Origin of the sequence: Nonomuraea sp. NPDC046570, assembly GCF_040645915.1 — a bacterium.
In the GTDB taxonomy this organism is placed as follows: domain Bacteria; phylum Actinomycetota; class Actinomycetes; order Streptosporangiales; family Streptosporangiaceae; genus Nonomuraea.
In genome coordinates, this window is record NZ_JBEYZF010000012.1 from 149,494 (window position 1) to 173,238 (window position 23,745).

The 23,745-nt window shown below is 71.0% G+C and carries 18 protein-coding genes; 10 read left to right on the top strand and 8 right to left on the bottom strand.

Annotated features, from left to right (window positions below; translation table 11 throughout):
• The first annotated feature begins 79 nt into the window (after positions 1-79).
• Genes ABZ911_RS21055 through ABZ911_RS21065 form a run of 3 tightly spaced genes read left to right on the top strand, consistent with a single transcriptional unit; the run spans position 80 to position 3,119 of the window.
• The gene (locus tag ABZ911_RS21055) at positions 80-1,093 is read left to right on the top strand and encodes an ABC transporter permease (RefSeq protein WP_358058030.1); all 1,014 of its coding nucleotides are present in this window, start codon (positions 80-82) and stop codon (positions 1,091-1,093) included.
• A complete protein-coding gene (locus tag ABZ911_RS21060) occupies positions 1,090-2,121 on the top strand; it encodes an ABC transporter ATP-binding protein (protein ID WP_358058033.1) in 1,032 nt (343 codons plus the stop codon). The genes ABZ911_RS21055 and ABZ911_RS21060 overlap by 4 nt, the downstream gene beginning before the upstream one ends.
• Positions 2,118-3,119 (top strand): dipeptide ABC transporter ATP-binding protein, encoded by a 1,002-nt coding sequence (locus tag ABZ911_RS21065; RefSeq protein WP_358058036.1) that lies wholly within the window; start codon positions 2,118-2,120, stop codon positions 3,117-3,119. Before ABZ911_RS21060 ends, ABZ911_RS21065 begins: the two co-directional genes overlap by 4 nt.
• Positions 3,120-3,233: 114 nt before the next feature.
• On the opposite strand, the gene ABZ911_RS21070 is transcribed toward ABZ911_RS21065, so the two are convergent.
• The 3 genes from ABZ911_RS21070 to ABZ911_RS21080 are packed head-to-tail and all read right to left on the bottom strand — an operon-like array spanning position 3,234 to position 6,055.
• A complete protein-coding gene (locus ABZ911_RS21070; protein ID WP_358058039.1) occupies positions 3,234-3,917 on the bottom strand; it encodes a response regulator transcription factor in 684 nt (227 codons plus the stop codon).
• Positions 3,914-5,143, bottom strand: a complete 1,230-nt coding sequence (locus ABZ911_RS21075) for a sensor histidine kinase (RefSeq protein ID WP_358058041.1) — start codon at positions 5,141-5,143, stop codon at positions 3,914-3,916. Before ABZ911_RS21075 ends, ABZ911_RS21070 begins: the two co-directional genes overlap by 4 nt.
• A 51-nt stretch (positions 5,144-5,194) precedes the next feature.
• Complete coding sequence (locus tag ABZ911_RS21080; protein ID WP_358058044.1) at positions 5,195-6,055, bottom strand: RecB family exonuclease; 861 nt, start codon at positions 6,053-6,055, stop codon at positions 5,195-5,197.
• Positions 6,056-6,170: 115 nt separating this feature from the next.
• On the opposite strand from ABZ911_RS21080, the gene ABZ911_RS21085 reads away from it, so the two are divergent.
• Positions 6,171-7,307: a site-2 protease family protein gene (locus ABZ911_RS21085; protein WP_358058047.1), complete on the top strand. Its 1,137-nt coding sequence runs from the start codon at positions 6,171-6,173 to the stop codon at positions 7,305-7,307.
• 240 nt (positions 7,308-7,547) lie between these two features.
• Positions 7,548-9,032: an FHA domain-containing protein gene (locus ABZ911_RS21090; protein ID WP_358058050.1), complete on the top strand. Its 1,485-nt coding sequence runs from the start codon at positions 7,548-7,550 to the stop codon at positions 9,030-9,032.
• Between the two features lie 140 nt (positions 9,033-9,172).
• Here ABZ911_RS21090 and ABZ911_RS21095 read toward each other — a convergent pair whose 3' ends face one another.
• Positions 9,173-11,779 (bottom strand): AAA family ATPase, encoded by a 2,607-nt coding sequence (locus ABZ911_RS21095; RefSeq protein WP_358058053.1) that lies wholly within the window; start codon positions 11,777-11,779, stop codon positions 9,173-9,175.
• Between the two features lie 67 nt (positions 11,780-11,846).
• On the opposite strand from ABZ911_RS21095, the gene ABZ911_RS21100 reads away from it, so the two are divergent.
• Together ABZ911_RS21100 and ABZ911_RS21105 are read left to right on the top strand one after the other, a co-directional pair.
• Positions 11,847-12,971, top strand: a complete 1,125-nt coding sequence (locus tag ABZ911_RS21100; protein ID WP_358058056.1) for a DUF4145 domain-containing protein — start codon at positions 11,847-11,849, stop codon at positions 12,969-12,971.
• A 10-nt stretch (positions 12,972-12,981) separates the two neighbouring features.
• The gene (locus ABZ911_RS21105) at positions 12,982-13,338 is read left to right on the top strand and encodes a hypothetical protein (protein ID WP_358058059.1); all 357 of its coding nucleotides are present in this window, start codon (positions 12,982-12,984) and stop codon (positions 13,336-13,338) included.
• A gap of 4 nt (positions 13,339-13,342) precedes the next feature.
• Here the strand turns inward: ABZ911_RS21105 and ABZ911_RS21110 are convergent, their stop codons facing one another.
• Entirely contained in the window at positions 13,343-14,443 is a 1,101-nt protein-coding gene (locus ABZ911_RS21110; RefSeq protein ID WP_358058062.1) for a GNAT family N-acetyltransferase, read from the bottom strand.
• Positions 14,444-14,545: 102 nt separating this feature from the next.
• Between ABZ911_RS21110 and ABZ911_RS21115 the strand changes: the two genes are divergently transcribed.
• Entirely contained in the window at positions 14,546-15,394 is an 849-nt protein-coding gene (locus ABZ911_RS21115) for a tRNA (adenine-N1)-methyltransferase (RefSeq protein WP_358058065.1), read from the top strand.
• 204 nt (positions 15,395-15,598) lie between these two features.
• Complete coding sequence (arc, locus tag ABZ911_RS21120; RefSeq protein WP_358058068.1) at positions 15,599-17,362, top strand: proteasome ATPase; 1,764 nt, start codon at positions 15,599-15,601, stop codon at positions 17,360-17,362.
• A gap of 1,084 nt (positions 17,363-18,446) precedes the next feature.
• On the opposite strand, the gene ABZ911_RS21125 is transcribed toward arc, so the two are convergent.
• The 3 genes from ABZ911_RS21125 to ABZ911_RS21135 all read right to left on the bottom strand — a co-directional run bounded on the left by ABZ911_RS21125 (position 18,447) and on the right by ABZ911_RS21135 (position 22,408).
• Positions 18,447-19,811 carry a family 2B encapsulin nanocompartment shell protein gene (locus ABZ911_RS21125; RefSeq protein ID WP_358058071.1) on the bottom strand — a complete coding sequence of 455 codons (1,365 nt, stop codon included), beginning with the start codon at positions 19,809-19,811 and terminating at the stop codon, positions 18,447-18,449.
• A 111-nt stretch (positions 19,812-19,922) separates the two neighbouring features.
• The gene (locus tag ABZ911_RS21130; protein ID WP_358058074.1) at positions 19,923-21,314 is read right to left on the bottom strand and encodes a family 2B encapsulin nanocompartment shell protein; all 1,392 of its coding nucleotides are present in this window, start codon (positions 21,312-21,314) and stop codon (positions 19,923-19,925) included.
• A gap of 35 nt (positions 21,315-21,349) precedes the next feature.
• Positions 21,350-22,408, bottom strand: a complete 1,059-nt coding sequence (locus ABZ911_RS21135; RefSeq protein WP_358058077.1) for a polyprenyl synthetase family protein — start codon at positions 22,406-22,408, stop codon at positions 21,350-21,352.
• Positions 22,409-22,595: 187 nt separating this feature from the next.
• On the opposite strand from ABZ911_RS21135, the gene ABZ911_RS21140 reads away from it, so the two are divergent.
• A complete protein-coding gene (locus ABZ911_RS21140; protein ID WP_358058080.1) occupies positions 22,596-23,726 on the top strand; it encodes an acyltransferase in 1,131 nt (376 codons plus the stop codon).
• Positions 23,727-23,745: the final 19 nt, after the last annotated feature.

Sequence of the window (23,745 nt, forward strand, 5' to 3'; positions counted from 1 at the left end):
CGGCGACAACAGATAGGCAGGTGAAGGCAACGGTGGCCGCCCCCGGCACAGCCTGGGGCGGCCACCCCGGCCGGGCACTGTGATCACTTACATCATCAGGCGCGTGATCGGCGCGGTACTCATGCTCCTCGTCGTGAGCGTGGTCACTTTCGCGATCTTCTTTCTGGTGCCCCGGATCGCCGGAGCGACACCGGAGGCGTTCGCCAGCCGCTATGTCGGCCGTACCGCGAGCCAGGAAACGATCCAGCTCATGGCCCAGCGCCTGGGCTTCAACGACCCGCTCGCCGTGCAGTACGGCCGCTTCATCAAGGGCGTCGTGGTCGGGTCGGAGTACGACACGGGCACGAGCGTCGAGAAGTGCCCGGCCCCCTGCTTCGGCTACTCCTTCATCACCCAGCAGCCCGTCTGGCCCGACCTGCTCGACCGGTCCCGGGTGACGCTCTCGCTGGCCGTGGGAGCCGCCGTCATCTGGGTGATCGCCGGTGTGTCCACCGGCGTGCTGTCCGCGCTGAAACGCGGCAGCTTCTTCGACCGGAGCGCCATGGGCATCGCCCTGGCCGGCGTGTCACTGCCGATCTTCTTCACCGGCATGATCTCCCTGGTCTTCTTCAGCTACAACCTGGGCTGGACCGTCCCGGGCGGCACCTACGTCGATCTCACGGTCGATCCGCTGCAGTGGGCCTACAGTCTGCTGCTGCCGTGGATCACCCTGGCCTTCCTGTTCGCCGCCGGATACGCGCGCCTGACCAGGGCGGGCATGCTGGAGGCGATGAACGAGGACTACATCCGCACCGCGCGCGCCAAGGGACTGCCCGAACGCACCGTGGTGGTCCGGCACGGACTGCGGGCCGCGCTCACCCCCATCGTCACCATCTTCGGCCTCGACTTCGGCCTGCTGCTGGGCGGCGCCGTCCTGACGGAGAGCACCTACTCCCTCAACGGCCTCGGCAAGTACGCCGTCGACGCCATCACCAACAACGACCTGCCCAAGGTGCTGGGCGTGACCCTGTTCGCGGCGGCCTTCGTCGTGGTGGCCAACCTGCTCGTGGACCTGCTGTACGCGGTCGTCGACCCGAGGGTGAGGCTCTCATGACCCAGGCGCACCTGGACGTGCGCGACCTGCGCATCCACTTCCCCACCGACGACGGCCTGGTCAAATCCGTCGACGGGCTGTCGTTCTCGCTGGACCGGGGCAAGACCCTCGGCATCGTCGGCGAGTCCGGCTCCGGCAAGAGCGTCACCAGCCTCGGCATCCTCGGGCTGCACAAGGGCGGCGGCGCGAAGATCTCCGGCGAGATCTGGCTCGACGGCGAGGAACTCGTCACGGCCTCGCCCGAGCACGTGCGCACGCTGCGCGGCAAGAAGATGGCGATGATCTTCCAGGATCCGCTGTCGGCCATGCACCCCTTCTACACGGTCGGCGCCCAGATCATCGAGGCGTACCGGATCCACCACGACGTGTCGAAGAAGGTCGCCCGCAAGCACGCGATCGACATGCTCGGCCGCGTCGGCATCCCCGAGCCGACCCGGCGCGTCGACGCCTACCCGCACGAGTTCTCCGGCGGCATGCGGCAGCGCGCGATGATCGCCATGGCGCTGTCCTGCGACCCCGAGCTGCTCATCGCCGACGAGCCGACCACCGCCCTCGACGTGACCGTCCAGGCGCAGATCCTCGACCTGATGCGCGACCTGCAGCGCGAGTTCGACTCCGCGCTGATCATCATCACCCACGACCTGGGCGTGGTGGCCGAGCTGTCCGACGACATCCTGGTCATGTACGGCGGCAAGTGCGTCGAGTACGGCACCGCCGAGGACGTCTTCTACCGCCCCGAGCACCCCTACACCTGGGGCCTGCTGGGCTCCATGCCACGCCTGGACCGGGAGGTCAGCGAGCGGCTGCTGCCGATCAAGGGCTCACCCCCCTCGCTGATCAACGTGCCGCCCGGCTGCGCCTTCCACCCCCGCTGCCCCTACGAGGAGCGCACGGACGGCAAGTCCAGGTCCGGGGTGCCCGAGCTGACCCAGACCGAAGGCGGCCACCTGGTGCGGTGCCACATGAGCAAGGACGAGCGGCGCGCCCTGTGGGAGAACGAGATCAAGCCAGTGCTGGAGAGCCAGTGACCGAGAACCGCAACGAGCCGCTGCTGTCCGTGCAGAACCTGGAGAAGCACTTCCCGGTGACCAAGGGCCTGCTCAAGCGGCAGGTCGCCGCCGTGAAGGCGGTCGACGGGATCAGCTTCGACGTGTTCAAGGGCGAGACGCTCGGCCTGGTCGGCGAGTCGGGCTGCGGCAAGTCCACCACCGGCCGGCTGGTCACCAGGCTGCTGGAGCCCACCCGCGGCAAGGTCGAGTTCCAGGGGCAGGACATCACCCACATGTCGCAGGGCAGGCTCAGGCCGCTGCGCCGCGACATGCAGATGATCTTCCAGGACCCGTACTCCTCGCTGAACCCCCGGCACACCGTCGGCACCATCGTCGGCGCGCCGTTCCGGATCCAGGGCGTGCAGACCGAGCACGGGACCAAGAAGGCCGTCCAGGACATCCTGGAGCTGGTCGGGCTGAACCCCGAGCACTACAACCGCTACCCGCACGAGTTCTCCGGCGGCCAGCGCCAGCGCATCGGCATCGCCCGCACGCTCGCGCTCAAGCCGAAGCTGATCATCGCCGACGAGCCGGTGTCGGCGCTCGACGTGTCGATCCAGGCGCAGGTCGTCAACCTGCTGGAGGACCTGCAGAACGAGCTCGACCTCACCTACGTGGTGATCGCGCACGACCTGTCGGTGGTGCGGCACATCAGCGACCGGGTCGCGGTCATGTACCTCGGCAAGATCGTCGAGATCGCCGACCGCAAGTCGCTGTACAGCTCGCCGATGCATCCGTACACCAACGCGCTGCTGTCGGCCGTACCCGTGCCGGACCCGAAGGTGCGCAGGGACCGCGAACGCATCCGGCTCACCGGCGACGTGCCGAGCCCGCTGAACCCGCCGCCCGCGTGCCGCTTCCACACCCGCTGCTGGAAGGCCCAGGACATCTGCAAGACCGTCGAACCCCCGCTGCAGGACATGGCAGGCAACCACAAGGTCGCCTGCCACTTCCCGGAGAACCCCCCAGCCGCCTAGAGCCTCCCTGTACGGCAAGCCCTCCCGCCCGCCACCCTCCGCACGTGGCGGGCGCCCGTCCAGGGCCACGCTCCCCGAGCGCACGCGGCCGGGCACCCAACGGAAGGCGGAACCTCAGGACAGCGCGCCCGGTGTGATCAGGCCCGTCTCGTAGGCCAGGACGACCGCCTGGACGCGGTCGCGCAGGCCGAGCTTGGTGAGGACGTTGCCCACATGCGTCTTGACCGTGGTCTCGCTCACCACCAGCTTGGCGGCGATCTCCGCGTTCGACATCCCCTTGGCGATCAGCTTCAGCACCTCCAGCTCCCGCTCGGTCAGCCGGTCGAGCCGCGCCGGAGTGGTCTGCTGGTAGGCCGACGGCAGCTTGGCCGAGAACCGGTCCAGCAGCCGCCGGGTCACGCTGGGCGCCACGATCGCGTCGCCCGCCGCCACCACCCTGATCGCCTGCACCAGCTCGTCCGGCGGCACGTCCTTCAGCAGGAACCCGGACGCGCCCGAGCGCAGCGCCTCCACGATGTACTCGTCGAGGTCGAACGTGGTCAGCACCAGCACCTTGGGCACGTGCGCGCCGGCCGCCGCGTCGCGCACGATCCTGCGGGTCGCCTCGATGCCGTCGACGCCCGGCATGCGGATGTCCATCAGCACCACGTCCGGCAGCAGCGCCCGCGACTGCTCCTGCGCGCCGGTCCCGTCGCCGGCCTGGCCCACGACCGTGATGTCCGGCTCGGCCTCCAGGATCAGGCGGAACCCCGTGCGCAGCAGCGGCTGGTCGTCCACCAGCAGCACCCTGATCGTCATCGCCCGTCCATCCGGATCGCCGCTTCCTTGTCCGCCGCCCCGCCGCGGAGCGTCCTCAGCGGGAACGTCGCCCGCACCTCGAATCCGCCCCCAGTTCGTGGACCGATGCTCAGAATTCCACCATAGAGGGAGACACGTTCGCGAATGCCCACCAGACCGTGGCCGGTCCGCTCGGACGCCGGGCCAGGCCCCCGGCCGTCGTCCTCCACCTGCACGCGTAGCTCGCGCACCTCGTGGTGCACCCGCACCCACGCGCGCGCCCCCGGGCCCGCGTGCCGCAGGGTGTTGGTCAGCCCTTCCTGAACCAGCCGGTACGCGGCCAGGTCCAGCCCCGGCGCGAGCTGGCCCCGCTCGCCCTCGATCCACAGCTGGACGGCCAGGCCCGCCTCGCGCATCTGCTCCACCAGCGCGGGCAGGTCGCCGAGCCCCGGCTGCGGTCCCAACTCGGCCGGACGGGAGGGGGCGTCGGTGCGCAGCACGCCGACGATGTTGCGCATCTCGTTCATCGCCAGCCGCCCGGTCGTCTCGATCGCGGTCAGCGCCTCGCTCGCCACGGCCGGGTCGGAGTCGAGCACCTTGCGCGCGGCGGCGGCCTGCACGGTCATCACGCTCACGTGGTGGGCGACCACGTCGTGCAGCTCGCGGGCGATCCGGGAACGTTCCTCGGCCCTGGCCGCCCGGGTGTCGGCCTCCCTGGCGCGCTCCAGGCGGCTGGCCCGGTCCTTGAGCTCTTCCAGGTAGGCGCGGCGCAGCCGCAGCGTCCGGCCGGTGCCCCAGACGGTGAACGCCACCACCAGCACCACGAAGTGGTCCTCCCACGACGGCGACAGCGGCGCCAGCGCGGTGCCCACCGCGTACCCGGCGGCCACGACGGCGAACGCGCCGAGCGCCACCGCCAGCCCGCGGTGCGCGGCGACGCTGTAGAGCAGGATCAGGCCGGCCAGGCCGCTCAGGTTCGCGCCGTAGCCGAGCCCCGACATCAGCACGTCCGGCACCTGGGCCGCGCACAGCATGGCCAGCGGCCTGCGCCGGCGGAAGGCGACCGGCACCCAGCAGAGCGCGACCAGCGCGGCGCCCCCCGCGTCGGGGGCGCGCAGGGTGCCCGGGGGCGGGCCCAGGTCGGTCATGAACGGCGCCGGGTCGGAGCTGAGGAACAGCGCCACCGAGACGACGGCCAGGGACGCGGCCAGCAGCACGTCGTAGAACAGGGCTCGGTTGGTGCGCACCGCTTCAATGTAAGACCAGGTGAGAGCGGGAAGCCTCCTCCCTTGGGAGGATTAGAGCTCGTCCGTCGCGCTTCTCCGGCGGCTCCGCACCGTGTCCCCGGGCTGCCGCGCCGGCACCGGCGGGGGAGTGCCGCCGAACTCCGGGCACAGCTCCTTGTGGTCGCACCAGTCGCACAGCCGCGACGGCCTGGACCGCCACTCGCCCGACTCCAGCGCCCGCTCGATCGCCGTCCACAGCGCCTGCACCTTGCGCTCGGTGGCCACCAGGTCGGCCTCGTCGGGCGCGTACCGCAGCACCTCGCCGCCCCCGCCCAGGTAGACGAGCTGCAGCAGCCGCGGGATGCTACCGCGCAGCCGCCACAGCACCAGCGCGTAGAACTTCATCTGGAACAGCGCCTTGGCCTCGAAGTCGGGCCCCGGCGCGCTGCCGGTCTTGTAGTCGACCACCCGGACCTCGCCCGTCGGCGCCACGTCCAGCCGGTCGATGTAGCCGCGCAGCATCAGCCCGCCGGCCAGCACCGCCTCGACGTAGAGCTCCCGCTCGGCGGGCTCCAGCCGGGTCGGGTCCTCCAAGGTGAAGTAACGTTCCAGCATCGCCCGCGCCTGCCCCAGCCACGTCACCTGCTCGGCGTCGTCGGCGAACATCTCCCCGAAGGCGGGCTCCTCGGCCAGCAGCCGCTCCCACTGTGGCTCCAGCAACTCCAGCGCGGCCGCGACCGAGCGCCGCGGCGCGGGCAGGTCGTAGAGCCGCTCCAGGACCGCGTGCACCACCGTGCCGCGCACCGCCGCCTGCGACGGCTTCTCCGGCAGCCGGTCGATCACCCGGAAGCGGTAGAGCAGGGGACAGGTCATGAAGTCGCCCGCCCGGGAGGGGGAAAGGGCTCCGATGATCACGGGTTCGGTCAACGTCATGTCCCTCACCGTAGGTCAAGGGGGCGACAGAATGGCCCTCGGAAAACAGGATCGCCCGTGCCGCCGCGTAGCATCAAGGCAGTCGGCCCCTTCGGGGACAGGTAAGGAGTGGTGAGTGAGCGCCGAGAGTCCACGCCAGGAATTCTCCGGCATCCGGATGGGCAGGCCGTTCGGCATCCCGGTCTATGTCTCGTGGACCTGGTTCATCGTCGCGGCGTTCATCACCTGGATGTTCGGCGACGTCGTCCGCGGCATGCTGCCCGAGCTGAGCGCCACCGTCGCCTACGCCGTGGCGTTCGTCTTCGCCGTGCTGCTCTACCTGTCGGTGCTGCTGCACGAGCTGGCCCACTGCGTGGTCGCCAAGATGTACGGCCTGCCGGTCCGCAAGATCACCCTCTACCTTCTCGGCGGCGTCTCGGAGATCGAGAAGGAGCCGCAGACGCCCGGCCGGGAGTTCCTCGTCGCCGCGGCCGGCCCGCTGCTGTCGCTGTCGCTGGCCGGTGGCGGCCTGCTCGCCGACCTGTTCCTGGTCACCGGCGGTGGCATCCCCCAGGTGCTGATCCTGCAGCTCTGGGTGGCCAACCTGATCGTCGGCGTCTTCAACCTGCTGCCCGGCCTGCCCCTCGACGGCGGCCGGATGCTGCGCGCCGGTGTGTGGAAGCTGACCAGCAGCCCCAGCTCGGCCACCATCGTGGCCGCGTGGGCGGGCCGCATCCTGGCGGTGGTCATCATCGTGGCGCCGTTCGCGCTGGCGATGATGAGCGGCCAGCCGGTCGACGAGCGCCAGCTCCTGTGGTCGGTGGTGCTGGCCGCCTTCATCTGGATGGGCGCCTCCCAGTCGCTGCGGGTGGCCAAGGTCCGCGCCCGCATCCCCAGGGTCAACGCCAGGGCGCTGGCACGCAGGGCGGTCGGCGTGACCGCCGAGACGCCGCTGTCCGAGGCGCTGCGCCGGGCCGGCGAGGCGCGGGCCGGAGCGATGGTGGTGGTCGACCACGAGGGCCGGCCGGTGGCGCTCGTCCACGAGTCGGCCGTCGAGGCCACTCCCGAGCACCGCAGGCCGTGGGTCACCGCCGGGTCCATGTCCCGCGCGCTTGAGCCCTCCCTGGTGCTGTCGGCCGACCTGACGGGCGAGGCGCTCATCGACGCGATGCGCGAACACCCCTCCGGCGAGTACCTGCTCGTCGAGCGCGGCGGCGAGATCTACGGGGTGCTGTCGACCGCGGACGTCAACCGCGTCTTCAGCGGAGTCTGACGCTGAGCGGTTTGTCCTACTCGTCTTCGCAGCGCGCCGCGACTACGCTCATGGGTAATTGATCAGGTAGTTGTCGCACCCCAGGGACGCACGCATTGGCTCACATGCCGCAGGCGGGTTCGAGGCGAGGACCGCGGACCGATACTGTTCCTCCTCGTCTGGGTAAGCGTATGGCTGGTGGCGGACGGGGTCGGCGCGGGCTCACAAGACCCGCCGGCGTTTCCGGGGAGGGAGAGTTCTGTGGCTGAGCAGGGCTACGGGGTGGTGCGACCGCTTCCGGGCAGCGGACTGGTCGCCCGCATGGGCGGACTGTTGCTGGTGTGCGACGGGGCGGAGGCGGCCGGCGGCGACCTGCTCGAGGCGCTGCGCGAGACCGCGGCCTCCGGCGGCGACGGCAGGGCCCTGGCCCGGCGCGCGGCCCAGGTCCTCGCCAGGACCATGACCGGTGAGCCGGCCTCCTGCGCGGTGGCGGGGCCCGCGCAGGGCGGCGTGGCCGTGCTGGTCAGCGGATCGGCCTCGGCGACCGTCACCTCCGGCGACGGCGAGACCCGCCTGGCCGGCAGCGACTCGCTCACCTGGACCGACCGGCTCGTGCACGGCCCGCTGCAGCGGGTGGAACTGCGCCTGCCCGACGCCGGCCAGGCGCACCCGGCGGTCCGCCTCGACGGCGGCGTCGTGGTCGGCGGCGGCGTCCAGTGCGACTTCGCCGAGAGCGGCGGCGTCCAGGCCCGGCCGATGACCGCCGAGCTGCCCTCCACCGCCTTTCACATCGAGCCCGGCATGCTGCCGCCCCGGCAGGAGCAGCACGCGCAGCCGGGCCCCGCGCCCCAGCCGGTCCACGAGCACGTCCCCGTCCAGCAGCCGCCGCCCTACCCCATGCAGGGCGCCCCCTCGGGCCCGCAGGTGCCGCACCCCGCGCCCGAGCCGCAGGGCCCGCCGTCCGAGCCGCTGCCGCCCATCGGCCACGGCCCCGGACACGGTCCCGGGCCGGCCTCGGCCCCGATGCCGCACATGGGGCCCGGGCCGACGCCGTTCGAGCACGGCCCGACGCCGTTCGAGCACGGCCCGACGCCGTACGACCACGGCCCGACGCCGTTCGACCAGGGCCACTCGCCGTTCGACCAGGGCCCGCCGCCGTATGACGAGCGGCCGCCGCTCTTCGACGACCGGCCGCAGGGCGGCACCGGGCCCGACCACCCGTTCCCGTCGCCTCCCGAGCAGCGCGAGGCGCCTCCCGAGCACGGCGACGACCGGCCGGGCGTGTTCGGCGTCGACTGCAAGAACGACCACTTCAACGACCCCCGCGCCCCCTACTGCGCGGTCTGCGGGATCGAGCTGGTGCAGCGGACCGCCGTGCCGTACAAGGGGCCGCGCCCGTCGCTCGGCGTGCTGCTGCTCGACGACGGGATGGCGCTGCCGCTGGAGAGCGACTACCTGCTCGGCCGCGACCCCGACCGGGCGCCCGAGGTGGCCGGCGGCACGGCCAGGCCCGCCAAAGTGACCAGCCCCGACGGCTCGGTCTCGCGCCGCCACCTGCGCGTCGCGCTCGACGGCTGGGACGTCAACCTGGTCGACCTCGGCTCGGTCAACGGCACCCAGATCCAGCCCCCCGGTGACCCCAACTTCTACGACATCCCCCCGAACGAGGCGGTCACCATAGCCCCGGGCACCACGGTCCGCATCGGCGTCTCCCGCACCATGCGCTACGAGGCCCACCGAGGCTGACCCCCGATCCGGTACTGCATGCCCCGGCGGGGCCCCACCACGGTCCCCGGCGCGCGCGGGCCCAGCCGGCCCTACGGGCCGCCGCCACCCTGGCGAGGTCCGTGTGCCGTCACGTCACACGGCCGGGCCGGTCACCCGCCTCATTGGAACCGGTTGAGCGCCTTGGCCAGTTCGGCGGGGCTGTTGACGCCGAGCTTCCAGTAGACCTGGTTGCGGTGGTTCATCGCCGTGCGCATCGCGATGCCCAGCCGCAGGCCGATCTCCCGGTGCGAGTGCCCGGCCGCGGTGAGCTGCGCGACCTGCAGCTCCCTGCCCGTGAGGTCGGGCGCGGCCAGCCCGCGCAGCGCCGGCGTGTCCGGCCCCTGGCAGGCCCCGGCCAGCGACCACGCCTCCGTGGCGGCCGCCCGCGACGCCCGGTCGCCCTTGGTCCGCAGCAGCAGCGCGGCGGCCTGGGCGGCGGCCTCGGCGGCGTGCAGGCGCAGGCCGAGCGCGTCGAAGGCGGACGCGACCTCCAGCAGCCGGCCCGGATCGGCCTCCGTCAGCGCCCTGGCGTGCCGGGCGGCCAGCCCGACCCGCGGGCCGTCATGCTCGGCGGACAGCTCCTCCAGGCGGTTGACGGCCGCGGCGGGGGCGCCCAGCCGTACCGCGTCGTGCAGGGCCACCGCCTCGAAGGCGGACAGGCCTGCCTCGCGGCAGTCGGCAGCTGCGGCCAGCGCCAGCCGGGCCGCGCCGCCGGTCTCGCCCGAGGCTGCGGCGATCCACACCCGGGCCAGCGCCACCCAGCGCATGTACGCCGTCCAGGTGGCCCGGTTGCGGGCCAGCGACGCCTCCAGGGTCTGCCGGGCCGCCGCGGCCTCGCCGCGCAGCGCCTGGACCGCCGCGTAGGCGCCCATGCAGCCGCCCACGGTCAGCGCGGTCTCGTGGTGGGCGGGCGCGTGCAGGATCAGCAGCGCGGCGCCGAGCTGGCCGCGCAGCGTGGCGGCGTGCCCCCGGGCCAGCGCCAGACTGCCCTCGCCGCGCGACCAGCCGCGCTGACCGGCCAGCGCGGATCGCATGGAGGCGATCGCCTGGTCCATCACGGACAGGTCGCCGGAGAAGTAGCCGCACATCGACCACGTCGAGTGCAGCGGCGAGACCAGCGCGGGGATCTCGTCACGCCAGGCGGCGGCGTCCGCGAGCGCCTCCTGGACCAGAGCGGCCGCCTCGGTCGTACGCCCGGCGTAGCAGAGGGCCAGGGCGCGTGAGCTGAGCGTCTGGGCGCGCAGCGCCGGGCTCAGGTGCTGCGCCAGCAGCTCGCCGCTGAGCCTGAGAGCGTCGCCTGGCCTGGCCGCCGAGGCGGTGAGGCTCAGCCGCTGCACGGCCACCTTGCGGCGCAGCGAGGGGTCGTTCAGCTCCTTCTGGGAGCAGGCCAGCAGATCGAGGGCGTCGCCGAGGCGGTCCATTCCCCAGGCCAGGTTGCTCGCCCTGGCCAGCGTCAGCCTGCTCGAGGTCGGCTCGTCGGCCGGTTCGGGGGTCGAGTCGAGCAGCGTGCGCGCCCGGTCGGGCTGCTGGGCGTAGTCGAGTACGGTGGCCAGCTGGATGGCCGCGGGCACCCCGCCGCCCGCCTCCACCGCGGCCTCGGCCAGCCGGATCGCCAGCGGGTAGTCGTGGGCCGACCAGGCCAGCCCGCAGGCCGCCAGCAGCGGCTCCGGCGCCGCGCCGAGCCCGCCGGCCAGCCGCCACACGGTCACCCGCAGCCGGTCCTCCCGCCGCCGCAGCCCCGAGGACTCCAGCGCGGCCACCAGGTCGGCGTGCCGCCGCCGGCGGCGCAGCTCGGGGCAGCGCTCGCGGGACACCTCGCCGTACAGCGGGTGGCCGAGCCTGGCGACCTCGCGGCGCCGCTCGATCCTGACCCTGATCAGGCCGCGCTCCTCGGCCTCCAGCACCGCCTGCTCCGAGCAGAGCGCGCTCAACGCGCGGGCGCCGATCGGCTCGGCGAAGGCGGTGTACTCCAGCACGTCCTTCAGCTCCGGCGACAGCGCGCCGATCCGCTCGTGGATCAGGTCCACCAGGCGGGGGGCGAGCGGTGGGTCGCCGGTGAGCTTCCACATGCCGTGGATCGGGCTGAGCGCCCCGGAGGCGCGCGCCGCGCCCACCACCTCGTACAGGAACAGCGCGTTGCCCTCGGTGATGTCGGCCAGCCTGCGTACGGTCGCGTCGTCGGGCTGGCCGCCCAGCGCGGCGGTGAGCACCGCGGTGATGTCCTCGTCGCTGAGCGGGTCGGCGTCGAAGCGGCGGACGTGGCCGTCGCGCCACAGTGTGGTGACCGTGTCAGGGGCCTCCTCGCCGCTGCGCAGCGTGCCGACGAGCCTGGCCTGCCGGGTACGCACCAGCGAGGCGATCACCTCGGCGGAGTGGCTGTCGAGCAGGTGGGCGTCGTCGACGGCCAGCACCAGCACCCGGCCGCGGGCGTGCGCGAGCAGTTCCTCGCCCGCCCAGCGCAGCGTGTTGACCAGGTGCGGCGGCTGGTGGCGGGGGATCAGGTCGGCGAGCGCGCCGTTGGGGATGGCGCTGGCCGCCTTGGTCGCCCTGATCCGCAGCAGCGTCACCTTCAGCGGGTTGAACCTGGTGAGCGCCTCACCGGCCAGCCTGCTCTTGCCGATCCCGGCGGGACCCGCGACGAGCACGCCCTGCGCCGTGGGGTCGCGGGCGAGCCTGACCACGTCCTCGAGATCCTGCGTGCGGCCGGCGAACGGCCAGCTTTTCATGGCGGCCTCCCCTTGGGGAAAATCGTATGCCCTTGAGACCTATTTCGTGATCGTCTATGTTCCTTCTGTGGTGCGATGGGGCGCGAAATTCGACGTTGATTGCCCGGCTTGTGGTCGCCCCACTGTCGCACGCGAGCCCGACGGGCTCCACCGGGTTTTCCTGCCGGCCGCCCTGCGGCCCTATTCGCTGGCCGTCTGCCAGAGCTGCGGGCAGGCCCTGCTGCTCGAACCGGAGAGCGAGGCGCCCGACACCGATCCCGAGGAACTGCCCGCCGGAGCCGCCCGGGTGCTGTGGCCCTCGGCCTGGCGGCCGATCGCCGCCGAGGTGCCACCGGTCGTCGGACAGGAGCTCACCCGCGCGCGCGAGTGCCTGTCGACGGGCTCGCCCTCCTCGGCCGTCCTGCACGTACGGCGCCTGCTGGAGGCGGTCTGCCAGGACCACGGCGTCCGGGGCAGGACGCTCTTCCACGCGCTGGGCGAGCTGCGCCGCCGCGGCCACATCGACGCCTGGCTGCTCACCTGGGCCGAGGAGCTGCGCGAGCTCGGCAACGAGGCCGCGCACCTGGGCTCGGGCGGCCGGGCCGCCCTGGGCAGGCGGGAGGCGATCGACGCGGTCGAACTGGCCGAAGCATTCGTCGACTACCTTTACGTCTTTTCCCGTAAATATCACGAGTTTCAGGTACGGCGCGGCATCACCAAACCCAATAAATCCCGAAATAAGATTATCGAGACCCCGGCGATGCGTATTCTTCGCAAATCGGGAATCGCCTTCACGGTCCATCCGCATCCCCACGATCCGGCCCACACCAAATCACGCGCCGCCGTCGCCGCCGAGCTAGGCTTCCCGCCCGGGCGCATGCTCAAAGCCGTCGTCGTCCACCTCGGCGAGCAGGTCGCGCTCGCCATCGCCCCGATCGGCGACCTGATCGACGAGCGGGCCGTCGCCGCCACGTTCGGCGTCCCCGCCGCCAGGGTCGCCGACCTGTCGGAGGTGGGCAGGCTCGCCGAGGCCATCGCCGCCGAGATCGTCAGCCCCGTCGCCCTGCCGTACCTGCCGGCCGTTCTGGAACGCGGTCTGGCCGGCGCGCCCACCGTCTGCCTGTCCAGCGGGCGGCACGGGCTGGAGCTCGAACTGGCCACGGCCGACCTGCTCAAGGTCACCTCGGCCAGGACCGCCGCCATCGTCAAGTGAGGACCACCGGATGACCGTCGCCGCCTTCGAGGCCGACCACGACGACCTGCTCTCCCTCAGCGACTGGCTGCACGACGCCGACGGCCTGCGCGGGCGGGTGACACTGGAGCACCGCCCGCCCGCCCCGGGCCTCATGGGCGGCGGGCCGCCCGCGCTGCTCGTCGCCGTCGACACCGGCCAGGCGGCCTCGGCCCTGGTCAAGACCGTGGAGTTCTGGTTGCGCCTGCGCGGCAGGGACATCGCGCTCCGGGTCCGCGTCGGCGAGGACTACAGCGAGATGGACCTGCGTGCCGGGGGCGACCCGACAGCCGTGCTGCGGCAGGTGGAGACGCTGCTGCGCAACGCCCTGGCCGCCGCCGGAGAATGAGCGCCTACTTCGCCTCCGGGCGCAGGCGCAGCCACTCCACATCGTCCGCCCAGCTGCCGTCCTCGCGCGGGAACAGCTCCCTGACCACGTACTCCCGGCTGAACCCGGCCCGTTCCAGCACCCGCTGGGAGGCCAGGTTGCCGACGTCGGTGCCCGCGACGATCCGGTGCAGGGCCGTGTTCTCGAACGCCCAGGCCACCAGCATCCGCACCGCGCGCGTCATCAGCCCCTTCCCCCGGAAGTCAGGCATCAGCGAGTAGCCGACCATCGCCTGGCCGAACACCGGCACCACCTGCGAGAGCTGCAGGTGCCCGGCGAACGCGCCGCTCTCCTCCTCGCGCAACGACACCTCCAGCCGCTGCCCCGACAGCCACCACCACCCGGTGTGCCGGCAGCGCTGCTCGTCCTCCTCCGGCGTGGTCGGCGGGCCCAGGGTGTACGCGGACACGCTCGGCACGGCCAGCATCCGGCTGAAGTCGGCCGCGTCCCCGACCGTCATCGGCGCCAGCCGCACCACCCCGTCCGACAGGTACCCGTCGGCGAAGAACGGCAGGTACGGCTCGAACACCGCCTCGCCCTCCCCGGCCAGCCTGCCGAAGCTCACCAGGTCGGCCCTGCGCCCGTCCCGCAAAGTCCTGGCCCGCCGCAGCCGCCCCTCCTGGGTGAACCCGGCAGCGTACGCGACCCGGAGGCTGGCCAGGTTCTCCAGCTCGGCCAGCAGCTCCACCCGGCCCACCCCGTGCCCGAAGGCCCAGTCCGTCACCGCCCGCGCCGCGGTCGTGGCCACGCCCCTGCCGCGCGCCCACGGCGCCACGGCGTACCCGATCTCGACGTTCCCCCGCACGTCGGGCGGGCGCAGCCCGATCGAGCCGAGAAACCCGCCGTCGGCGCCGGTGACGGTGAACTCGGCCCCGCCGTCCCGCCACTTCGCCTCGGCCGTCCTCAGGTAGTCGCGCGCGTCCTGCGCGGTGTACGGCACGGGCAGCTCCGGCAGGAACCGCACCGTCTCGGGATCGGCGCACGCCCGCACCTGCGCCTCGACGTCGCGCTCGGCGGGAGGGCGCAGGATCAGGGGACCGGTGGAGATGACCTCGCGGGGAAACATGTCCCCATTGCTATCAACGACCGCCGCCCCGCCGCGAGCCCGAATCGACCGGCTCGCACCCGCGGGCCTGGGACACTCCGGATTCCCCCTATCCTTTCCGCCATGGGTTTTCGCAGGCACGGGCCGTTCACGGTGGGGGACCAGGTGCAGCTCACCGACCCCAAGAACAAGCGTCACACGATCACGCTGAAGGAGGACGGGGTCTTCCACACGCACAAGGGCGGGATCCCGCACAGCGACCTGATCGGCCAGCCCGAGGGCTCGGTGGTCCGCTCCTCCGGCGGCACCCAGTACCTCGCCTTCCGCCACCTGCTGCAGGACTACACGCTGTCCATGCCGCGCGGCGCCGCGGTGATCTACCCCAAGGACTCCGCGCAGATCGTCGGCATGGCCGATATCTTCCCCGGCGCCCGGGTGATCGAGGCCGGCGTCGGCTCCGGCGCGCTGACCTGCTTCCTGCTGCGCGCGGTCGGCGCCGAGGGCAAGGTGACCTCCTACGAGCGGCGTGAGGAGTTCGCCGACGTGGCCCGCAAGAACGTCGAGAAGTTCTACGGCGGACCGATGGACAACTGGCGCCTGGTCGTCGGCGACCTGGTCTCGGCCATCGACGAGGCCGACGTCGACCGCGTCATCCTCGACATGCTGGCCCCCTGGGAGTGCGTCGACGTCGTCGCCAAGGCTCTCACACCGGGCGGCGTGATCTGCTGTTACGTGGCCACCACGACCCAGTTGTCGAAGACCGTGGAATGCATCAGGGAGCACGGGAGTTTCACCGAGCCCCATGCGTGGGAGACCCTGGTTCGCGACTGGCATGTCGAAGGGCTCGCCGTACGTCCGGATCACCGGATGATCGGGCACACCGGGTTCCTCGTCACGGCCCGCCGCATGGCGGACGGCGTGACGCCCCCGCCGCGCCGCAGACGTCCGAAGGGGAGCACCGAGGAAGTATGACAACTCAGCCACGGTGGTGCGTTGGTGTGTGACACGGGAACAGATCACCGTGTTCATACGCTGGGAGTGCTAAACGCACTAATAGGGACTATTCATCAAATACTGAACGTCACTCTACGAACACTGCCCGGCCAGGTTACGGAAGGGCCCGAGATAGGTAAGGTCCTAAGTAGTCGCCCTCGACTGGGAAGGAGGTGACGGGGCGTGGCAGCTCGCGATGATGCTGAGGCTCGGGCCGCGCAGCGCGAACGGGAGGTCGCTGATCTCACAACACAGATCTCCTTCCTCCAGGAGGAGATCACAGCGCTGCGTCGGAAGCTGGCCGAGTCCCCCCGTCAGGCCAGAGTCCTCGAAGAGCGTCTCCATGAGGTACAGGCCAATCTGGCAGCCGTGACCGGCCAGAACGAGCGCCTGGTGGCCACTCTCAAGGAGGCCAGAGACCAGATCGTGGCACTCAAGGAGGAGGTCGACCGGCTGGCGCAACCGCCGTCCGGGTTCGGCATCTTCCTCGAGGCCAGGGAAGACGGCACGGTGGAGATCTTCACCGGCGGCCGCAAGCTCCGGGTCAACGTCAGCCCGGCCGTCGACGTCGACGGCATGCGGCGTGGCCAGGAGGTCATGCTCAACGAGGCGTTCAACGTCGTCGAGGCCCTCGGCTACGAAGAGCTCGGCGAGATCGTGATGCTCAAGGAGCTGCTCGAGGACGGGCAGCGTGCCCTGGTCATCTCCCACGCCGACGAGGAGCGCGTCGTCCGCCTGGCCGAATCGCTGCTCGACCAGCCGATCCGCGCCGGAGACTCACTCCTGCTCGAACCCCGCTCGGGCTACGTCTACGAGCGCATCCCCAAGTCCGAAGTCGAAGAGCTCGTCCTGGAAGAGGTCCCCGACATCTCCTACGAGGAGATCGGCGGCCTCATGCGGCAGATCGAGCAGATCAGGGACGCCATCGAGCTGCCCTACCTGCACGCCGACCTGTTCCGCGAGCACAAGCTCAGGCCCCCCAAGGGCGTTCTGCTGTACGGCCCGCCCGGCTGCGGCAAGACGCTCATCGCCAAGGCCGTCGCCAACTCCCTGGCCAAGCAGGTCGCGGAGAAGACCGGCCAGTCCGGCAAGAGCTTCTTCCTCAACATCAAGGGCCCCGAGCTGCTCAACAAGTACGTCGGCGAGACCGAGCGGCACATCCGCCTGGTCTTCCAGCGCGCTCGTGAGAAGGCCTCCGAGGGCACCCCCGTGATCGTGTTCTTCGACGAGATGGACTCGATCTTCCGTACCCGAGGCTCCGGCGTCTCCTCCGACGTCGAGAACACCATCGTCCCCCAGCTGCTGTCGGAGATCGACGGCGTCGAGGGCCTGGAGAACGTCATCGTCATCGGCGCCTCCAACCGCGAGGACATGATCGACCCGGCGATCCTGCGGCCCGGCCGCCTGGACGTCAAGATCAAGATCGAGCGGCCCGACGCCGAGGCCGCCAAGGACATCTTCTCCAAGTACCTCATCAGCGAGCTCCCCCTGCATCCTGACGACGTCAGCGAGCACGAGGGATCCCGCGAGTCCACGATCCACGGCATGATCCAGAGCGTCGTCGAGCGGATGTACACCGAGAGCGAGGAGAACCGCTTCCTCGAGGTGACCTACGCCAACGGCGACAAGGAAGTCCTGTACTTCAAGGACTTCAACTCCGGCGCCATGATCCAGAACATCGTGGACCGGGGCAAGAAGATGGCCATCAAGCAGTTCCTCGAGACCGGGCAGAAGGGCCTGCGGGTGCAGCACCTGCTCGCCGCCTGCGTGGACGAGTTCTCCGAGAATGAGGACCTGCCCAACACCACCAACCCCGACGACTGGGCCCGCATCTCCGGCAAGAAGGGCGAGCGGATCGTGTACATCCGCACCCTTGTCTCCGGCAAGCAGGGCACCGAGGCCGGCCGCTCGATCGACACGGTCGCCAACACCGGCCAGTACCTGTAGAACCAACGCGAGGACCGTGCGGCCACCGGCCACACGGTCCTTCCGTTGTCCTGGCCGCAGGATGCGGTATCTGCGACTTGGACCCGCGCTTCGGATCCGCGACGTAGCACCGAAGTCTGCGCCTCAGGCACGCCCACGACTTAGGCCTGCGACTCGTATCCATGACCCAGGCTCGCGACCCGATCCGAATGCTGGGCTGCTGGCCGGCGATGCAACGATTCGATGGCATGGTGGGCACCAGTTGGACAGGGCGTTGGGTTGTGTGCTCGCAGGCTCGACAGCGTAGATATCCGGTCGTTTCGGGCACCAGCCCGTGAAGTCCGTCGGACAGGCACACGGTGGGCACGCCGGCCAGGCCGCGTTCCAAGACGGCCGGCAGGTACGGCACGGTCACCCCTGCCTTGGACGACCTGCCTTGGACGACCTGCCTTGGATCGGCCCGTTTTGGACCGGCCCAATTTGGGACCGACCTGCCTTGGACCGAGTCGGGAGGTGCCCTCTCGTCCTGCCTTCCCGCAGTCGCGCCGCAGGAGCAGGGCTGCGGTCACTCTTCTCTTCTGTATGCCGCCGTCTCCGACGGCTGCCTGCCCCGCTCCCTGACGGTGTGTCGAAGCCGCTCGCCTGATTCGACGGCGAACGCGCAGCGGCCCGCACCGCCATACTGCGGGAAGGCCGGACGACGCACCGCGCCGGGACCTCGCGCGAACCTCGGCCACCTTCCACGAACGCCGTTTGCCGCGAGACGCACGCCATCGCCTGGCCGCCGACCCACTCGACGTCAGCCTGGGGAGCGGGCCGACTGGTCGGGCGGCAAGGTCGGCTGACGTCTGGTGGGGGTCGCCCAGCAAGGCGGGGTCGGCGGCAAGGCAAGGCAAGGTTGGGTGGCGAGGCAAGGTCGGGTGGCGGAGTCAGGTGGTAGGGGCGGCTGACGGAGTCAGGCGGTGAGGTGGGTGGCGAGGTCGGGTGGGGTGTCATGGACGGCTGAATGTTGACCCTCTGGCGTTGTGCGGCTTCTAGGGCGGGGTCGGTTTTCACTCGTCGGCGACATGGGGAGCGGGCTGGGAGGGGCGGGGGTTGGTTCAGGTCAGGTGATTTCGACGCTTTCCAGGAGGCCCAAGGCGTCGGGGACCAGGACGGCCGCCGAGTGGTAGGTGGTCAGCAGGTAGGACATGACCGCCTGGTCGTTGATGCCGTCGAAGCGGACCGACAGACCCGGTTCGCACTCGTCCGGCAGGCCCGTACGACGCAGCCCGATCACGCCCTGGTCCTCGGTGCCCAGCCGCATCGCCATGATCGAGGTCAGCCCCTGCTCGCTGATCGGGATCTTGTTGCACGGCAGCACCGGCAACCCCCGCCACGCGATCACCGTCCCGCCGGGTACCACGGTGGTCTGCGGATACACCCCGCGGGCGTTGCACTGCCGGGCGAACGCGGCGATCGCTTTCGGGTGCGCCAGGAAGCAGTGCGTCTTGCGGCGGCGGCTCAGCAGTTCGTCGAGGTCGTCGGGGGTGGGGGGTCCGGTGCGGGTGTGGATGCGCTGTTTGAGGTCGGCGTTGTGCAGGAGGCCGAAGTCGCGGTTGTTGACGAGTTCGTCTTCCTGGCGTTCGCGTAGTGCTTCGATGGTGAGGCGGAGTTGTTGTTCGATCTGGTTCATCGGTTCGTTGTAGAGGTCGGCGACGCGGGTGTGGACGCGCAGGATGGTCTGGGCGACGCTGAGTTCGTACTCGCGGGGTTTGAGTTCGTAGTCGACGAATGTGCCGGGCAGTACCGCCTCGCCGACGTGGCCCGCGGCCAGCGCGATCGCCGCCTCGCCGTACTTGTTCTGCGCCGGGTGTGATCCGGACGCCCGCGCCTCCAGGTGCGCGCGCAGCTCGGGGGATCGGGTGAGGAGGTCGCGCAGCGCCCCGGCGCCGAGCACGAGCACGGTGCAGCCGGTGATCGCCCGCAGCGTGAACTCCCAGGTGCCCTCCTCGCCGGTGAGCACCTCGTCGCCGAGGTGGTCGCCGTCGGCGAGGCGGCCGAGGTCCGCCTCCGCGTCGTAGGCGCCCGGCGCGATCTTGCTCACCTTGCCGTGCGCGATCAGCACCACCTCGTTCCGCGGCGCCCCCGCCTCGACGATCGCCTCGCCCGGCTGGAACTCCCGCTGCGTGAACAGCCCGGACAGCGCCGCCAGCGCGTCGGCTCCGTCGAATCCGCGCAGCGCCGGCAGCTCGGTCAGCTCGCCGGGGATCACCCTGACCGCGGCGCCGGTCTGGGTGAAGCTCACCCGCCCGTCGCCCACCTGGTAGCTGAGGCGGCGGTTGACCCGGTAGACGCCGCCGACCGCCTCCACCCACGGCAGTACGCGCAGCAGGTGGCGGGGGGTGATCTCGCGCATCTGCGGCACCGATTTGGTGGTCTCGGCGAGATTGCGCGCGGCGGCTGTACTCAGGCTGAGCTGATCCGTCACAGGGACACTCCGTTGTTCAGGTAGTAGGGCAGCCGCCACGGCACGTGCGGCAGGGGAAAACGCGGGTCCCGCCCGCCGGGGACGGGCAGGCGGGAGTCCGTGGCGCGGTCGTCAGCCGATCTCGACGCTCTCCAGGATGCCGAGCGCGTCCGGCACCATGACGGCCGCCGAGTAGTAGGTCGTCACCAGGTAGTTGATGACGGCCTGGTCGTTGATGCCCATGAAGCGGACCGACAGGCCGGGCTGGTACTCGTCCGGCAGGCCCGTACGGTGCAGGCCGATCACGCCCTGGGACGCCTCGCCGACCCGCATCGCCATGATCGACGTCACCCCGCGGTCACTGACCGGGATCTTGTTGCACGGCAGCACCGGGATGCCCCGCCAGGCCGGGACGCTCTGCCCGAGCACCTCCACCGCCTGCGGGTACAGACCGCGGGAGTTGCACTCGCGGGCGAACGCGGCGATCGCCTTCGGGTGCGCCAGGATGACCGCCGGGTCCTTCCAGACCTTGGCCAGCAGCTCGTCGAGGTCGTCGGGGGTGGGGGGTCCGGTGCGGGTGTGGATGCGCTGTTTGAGGTCGGCGTTGTGCAGGAGGCCGAAGTCGCGGTTGTTGACGAGTTCGTCTTCCTGGCGTTCGCGTAGTGCTTCGATGGTGAGGCGGAGTTGCTGTTCGATCTGGTTCATCGGTTCGTTGTAGAGGTCGGCGACGCGGGTGTGGACGCGCAGGATGGTCTGGGCGACGCTGAGTTCGTACTCGCGGGGTTTGAGTTCGTAGTCGACGAACGTGCCGGGCAGTACCGCCTCGCCGACGTGGCCCGCGGCCAGCGCGATCGCCGCCTCGCCGTACGTGTTCTGCGCCCGCTCAGGACCGCTGGCCTCCCGCTCCAGATGCTCGCGTAGCGCGGGCTCGCGTTCCAGCAACTGCCGGAACGCCTCGGCCGGCATGACCAGCACCGTGCCCGCGGTCACCGCCTTCGCGGTGAAGTCCCACGGCCCCTCACGGCCCAGCAGCACCTGCTCGCCCAGATAGTCGCCGTCCGCCAGCACGCCCAGCGCGGCCTCGTTGTCGTAGGCGCCCGGTACGACCTTGCTCACCTTGCCGTGCGCGATCAGCACCACCTCGTTCCGCGGCCTGCCCGCAGAGACGATCACCTCGCCCGGCTGGAACTCCCGCTGCGTGAACAGGCCCGACATCGCCGCCAGCGCGTCGGCGTCGTCGAAGCCGTGCAGCGGGGGCAGCTCCGCCAGCTCGCCAGGGATCACCCGGATGTCGGCGCCCGTCGAGGTGAACGTGACCCTGCCGTCGCCCACCGCGTACGTCAGGCGGCGGTTGACCCGGTAGACGCCACCGATGGCCTCCACCCACGGCAGCACCCGCAGCAGGTGCCGTGAGGTGATCTCCTGCATCTGCGGCACGGACTTGGTCGTCGTCGCCAGGTTCCGTGCCGCCGCCGTGCCAAGGCTCAGCTGCGACTGGCCGTCGGGGAGAGTTGCCTCCGTCATGTACGAACCACCCATCTTCTCAGGTTGTTTTTTGCCTAGCGGTCGCGATGGGCCAGACGCTCGGCCAGAGCCGTCAGCGCCTGCTCGGCCGCCGGATCCAGCCGGGCCCCGCCGAGGACGCCGAGGGCCTCGCCGACGCGCTCACCGATCAGCGCCTCGACGTGCGCCAGGGCGCCGGTCCTGACCACGATCTGCCGTAGCTCCGCCGCGCGTTCCTCGGTCAGGTCCGCGTTGCCGTGCCACGCCTTCAGGTGGGCCACATCGCGGGGAGAGGCGTGACCGAGGGTGTGCGCGATGAGCACCGTGTGCTTGCCCTCGCGCAGGTCGTCCAGCGCCGACTTGCCGGTCGCCACCGGGTCGCCGAACATGCCGAGCACGTCGTCGCGCAGCTGGAAGGCCTCGCCTAGCGGCACGCCGAACCCGGAGTAGACCTCCAGCAGCGCCGGATCCGCACCGGCCAGCGCGCCGCCGATCTGCAGCGGGCGCTCCACGGTGTACTTGGCGGTCTTGAAGCGGACCACCTCCAGCGCCTGCCGTACCGTCATCTGCTCGCGTTCGCCGGCCAGGACGTCCAGGAACTGGCCGGTGATCACCTCGCCGCGGAGCGCGTTGAACAGCCGCTGCGCGGCCCGCAGCCGGTACTGCTGCACGCCGCAGCCGGCCAGCAGCTCCTCCGACCAGGCCAGCGCCAGCACCCCTAACAGGATCGCCGCGGACTGCCCGAAGCCGTCGGAGCGCCCCGCCGCGAGATCGCGGTGCAGTGTCGGACGGCCGCGGCGCAGCGCGCTGCCGTCCATGATGTCGTCGTGGATGAGCAGGCCCGCGTGGCACAGCTCCAATGCCGTGCAGGCCGAAATGATCTCCTCGCTGTCGGCGCCGCCCGCGCCTCGCCACCCCCAGTAGCAGAGCAGCGGCCGCAGCCGTTTGCCGCCGGTCAGCACGAACGCGCGCAGCGCCCGGTGCGCCGCCTCCACGTCCGGGTCGGAGACCACGGCCTGGTGCGCGTCGAGGAATGTCGCGAGCCGCCGGTCGACGCGCCGCCGCACGTCGTCTGACACCTGGTCGGCCGGCCGCCGTACCAGTTCGGCGGTCATCGTCGACTCTGTCTTTGCAGCAAATTGCCTCCCCCTTGAAGTCGCCACGCAGAGTGTGATCCGAATTGCTCTGTGTAGTCAAGGGCTCGCCTCACGGTTCACGCGAGTGAAATCGGGTCACATGGAACCCAAGCGCCACCAAAAGCCGTCCAAGTGGCGTGCATGATGATCTCCAGGGGGCCGGCCGGTGACCGCACGCCACGCCCGCGGGGGCGGCCGCCTCGCCGAGCTCGACCTGCTCCGCTTCGTGGCGGCGCTGGCCGTGCTCGCCTTCCACTTCTTCGTGGCCTATGCCTCCGTCTGGGGCTCGCGTCCCTCGGGGCTGTTCCCCGCCCTCGCGCCGCTCGCCGGATTAGGCATCCTCGGCGTCGAGCTCTTCTTCGTGATCAGCGGGTTCGTCATCCTGATGACGGTCTGGGGCAAGGGCATCGGCGCGTTCGCCCGCTCCCGGCTCGTCCGCCTCTACCCGGCGTACTGGATCAGCCTGGCCGCCGTCGCCGCCCTCTACGGCCTCACCGGCGCCAAGGCGCTCAACCCCAAGCTGAGCCCGCTGGAGTACGGCGTCAACGCCACCATGCTCCAGCGCCTCTTCGGCGTCCAGGACGCCAGCGGCGTCTACTGGTCACTCTGGGCCGAACTGCGCTTCTACCTGCTCATCGCCGTCCTCGTGCTGATCGGCGTCACCTACGGCCGCGTCCTGGCCTTCATGGGCCTCTGGCTCGCCGCCGCCATCGCCGTCAAGTCCGTCCCCTTCCTGCAGGTCGAACTCCTCGAAGAGATCGTCATGCCCGGCTACGCCGGTTACTTCGTCGCCGGCATGGCCCTCTACCTCATCCACAAGTACGGCTCGGCCTGGCTGCCCTGGGTCTTCGTCGTCGCCGCCTGGGGGCTCTCCCTGGACTCCGCCCTCGAACGAGTGGCGGGCCGGATCGAACTGGCCGGATTCAAGGCCATGCCCGTCACCGAGACCGGCGTCGTCATCACCATCACGGTCATCTTCGCCGCGATGGCCCTGGTCGCCCTCGGGTTGCTGCGCCTGCCGTCCTCGCCGGTCCTCACCGCGCTCGGCGGCACCACCTACCCGCTCTACCTGCTCCACTCGGTCGTCGCCGTCGCGCTCATCCCGCCGCTGGCCGGCTCCATGCCCGCGTGGGTCCTCGCGACCGCCACCGTCCTGGCCTCCCTTGTGGTGTCCTATCTTGTGTATTCCTGCGCCGAACGTCCCATCCAGCGGTTGCTGCGCCCCCGCCGCGCCACGCCCGCACCCCAAGCCCCTGCAACCCCCATCACATGGGATGAAAAGGCGTCGGTGCCATAACTCTGTGACCCTGGGGCAC

What these genes read in the sequence shown, in the direction of transcription:
- ABZ911_RS21060 (WP_358058033.1), top strand. Translation starts at nt 1,090, where the DNA reads ATGACCCAGGCGCACCTGGACGTGCGCGACCTGCGCATCCACTTCCCC.
- ABZ911_RS21070 (WP_358058039.1), bottom strand. Translation starts at nt 3,917, where the DNA reads ATGACGATCAGGGTGCTGCTGGTGGACGACCAGCCGCTGCTGCGCACG.
- ABZ911_RS21080 (WP_358058044.1), bottom strand. Translation starts at nt 6,055, where the DNA reads ATGACGTTGACCGAACCCGTGATCATCGGAGCCCTTTCCCCCTCCCGG.
- ABZ911_RS21095 (WP_358058053.1), bottom strand. Translation starts at nt 11,779, where the DNA reads ATGAAAAGCTGGCCGTTCGCCGGCCGCACGCAGGATCTCGAGGACGTG.
- ABZ911_RS21105 (WP_358058059.1), top strand. Translation starts at nt 12,982, where the DNA reads ATGACCGTCGCCGCCTTCGAGGCCGACCACGACGACCTGCTCTCCCTC.
- ABZ911_RS21110 (WP_358058062.1), bottom strand. Translation starts at nt 14,443, where the DNA reads ATGTTTCCCCGCGAGGTCATCTCCACCGGTCCCCTGATCCTGCGCCCT.
- ABZ911_RS21115 (WP_358058065.1), top strand. Translation starts at nt 14,546, where the DNA reads ATGGGTTTTCGCAGGCACGGGCCGTTCACGGTGGGGGACCAGGTGCAG.
- ABZ911_RS21130 (WP_358058074.1), bottom strand. Translation starts at nt 21,314, where the DNA reads ATGACGGAGGCAACTCTCCCCGACGGCCAGTCGCAGCTGAGCCTTGGC.
- ABZ911_RS21135 (WP_358058077.1), bottom strand. Translation starts at nt 22,408, where the DNA reads ATGACCGCCGAACTGGTACGGCGGCCGGCCGACCAGGTGTCAGACGAC.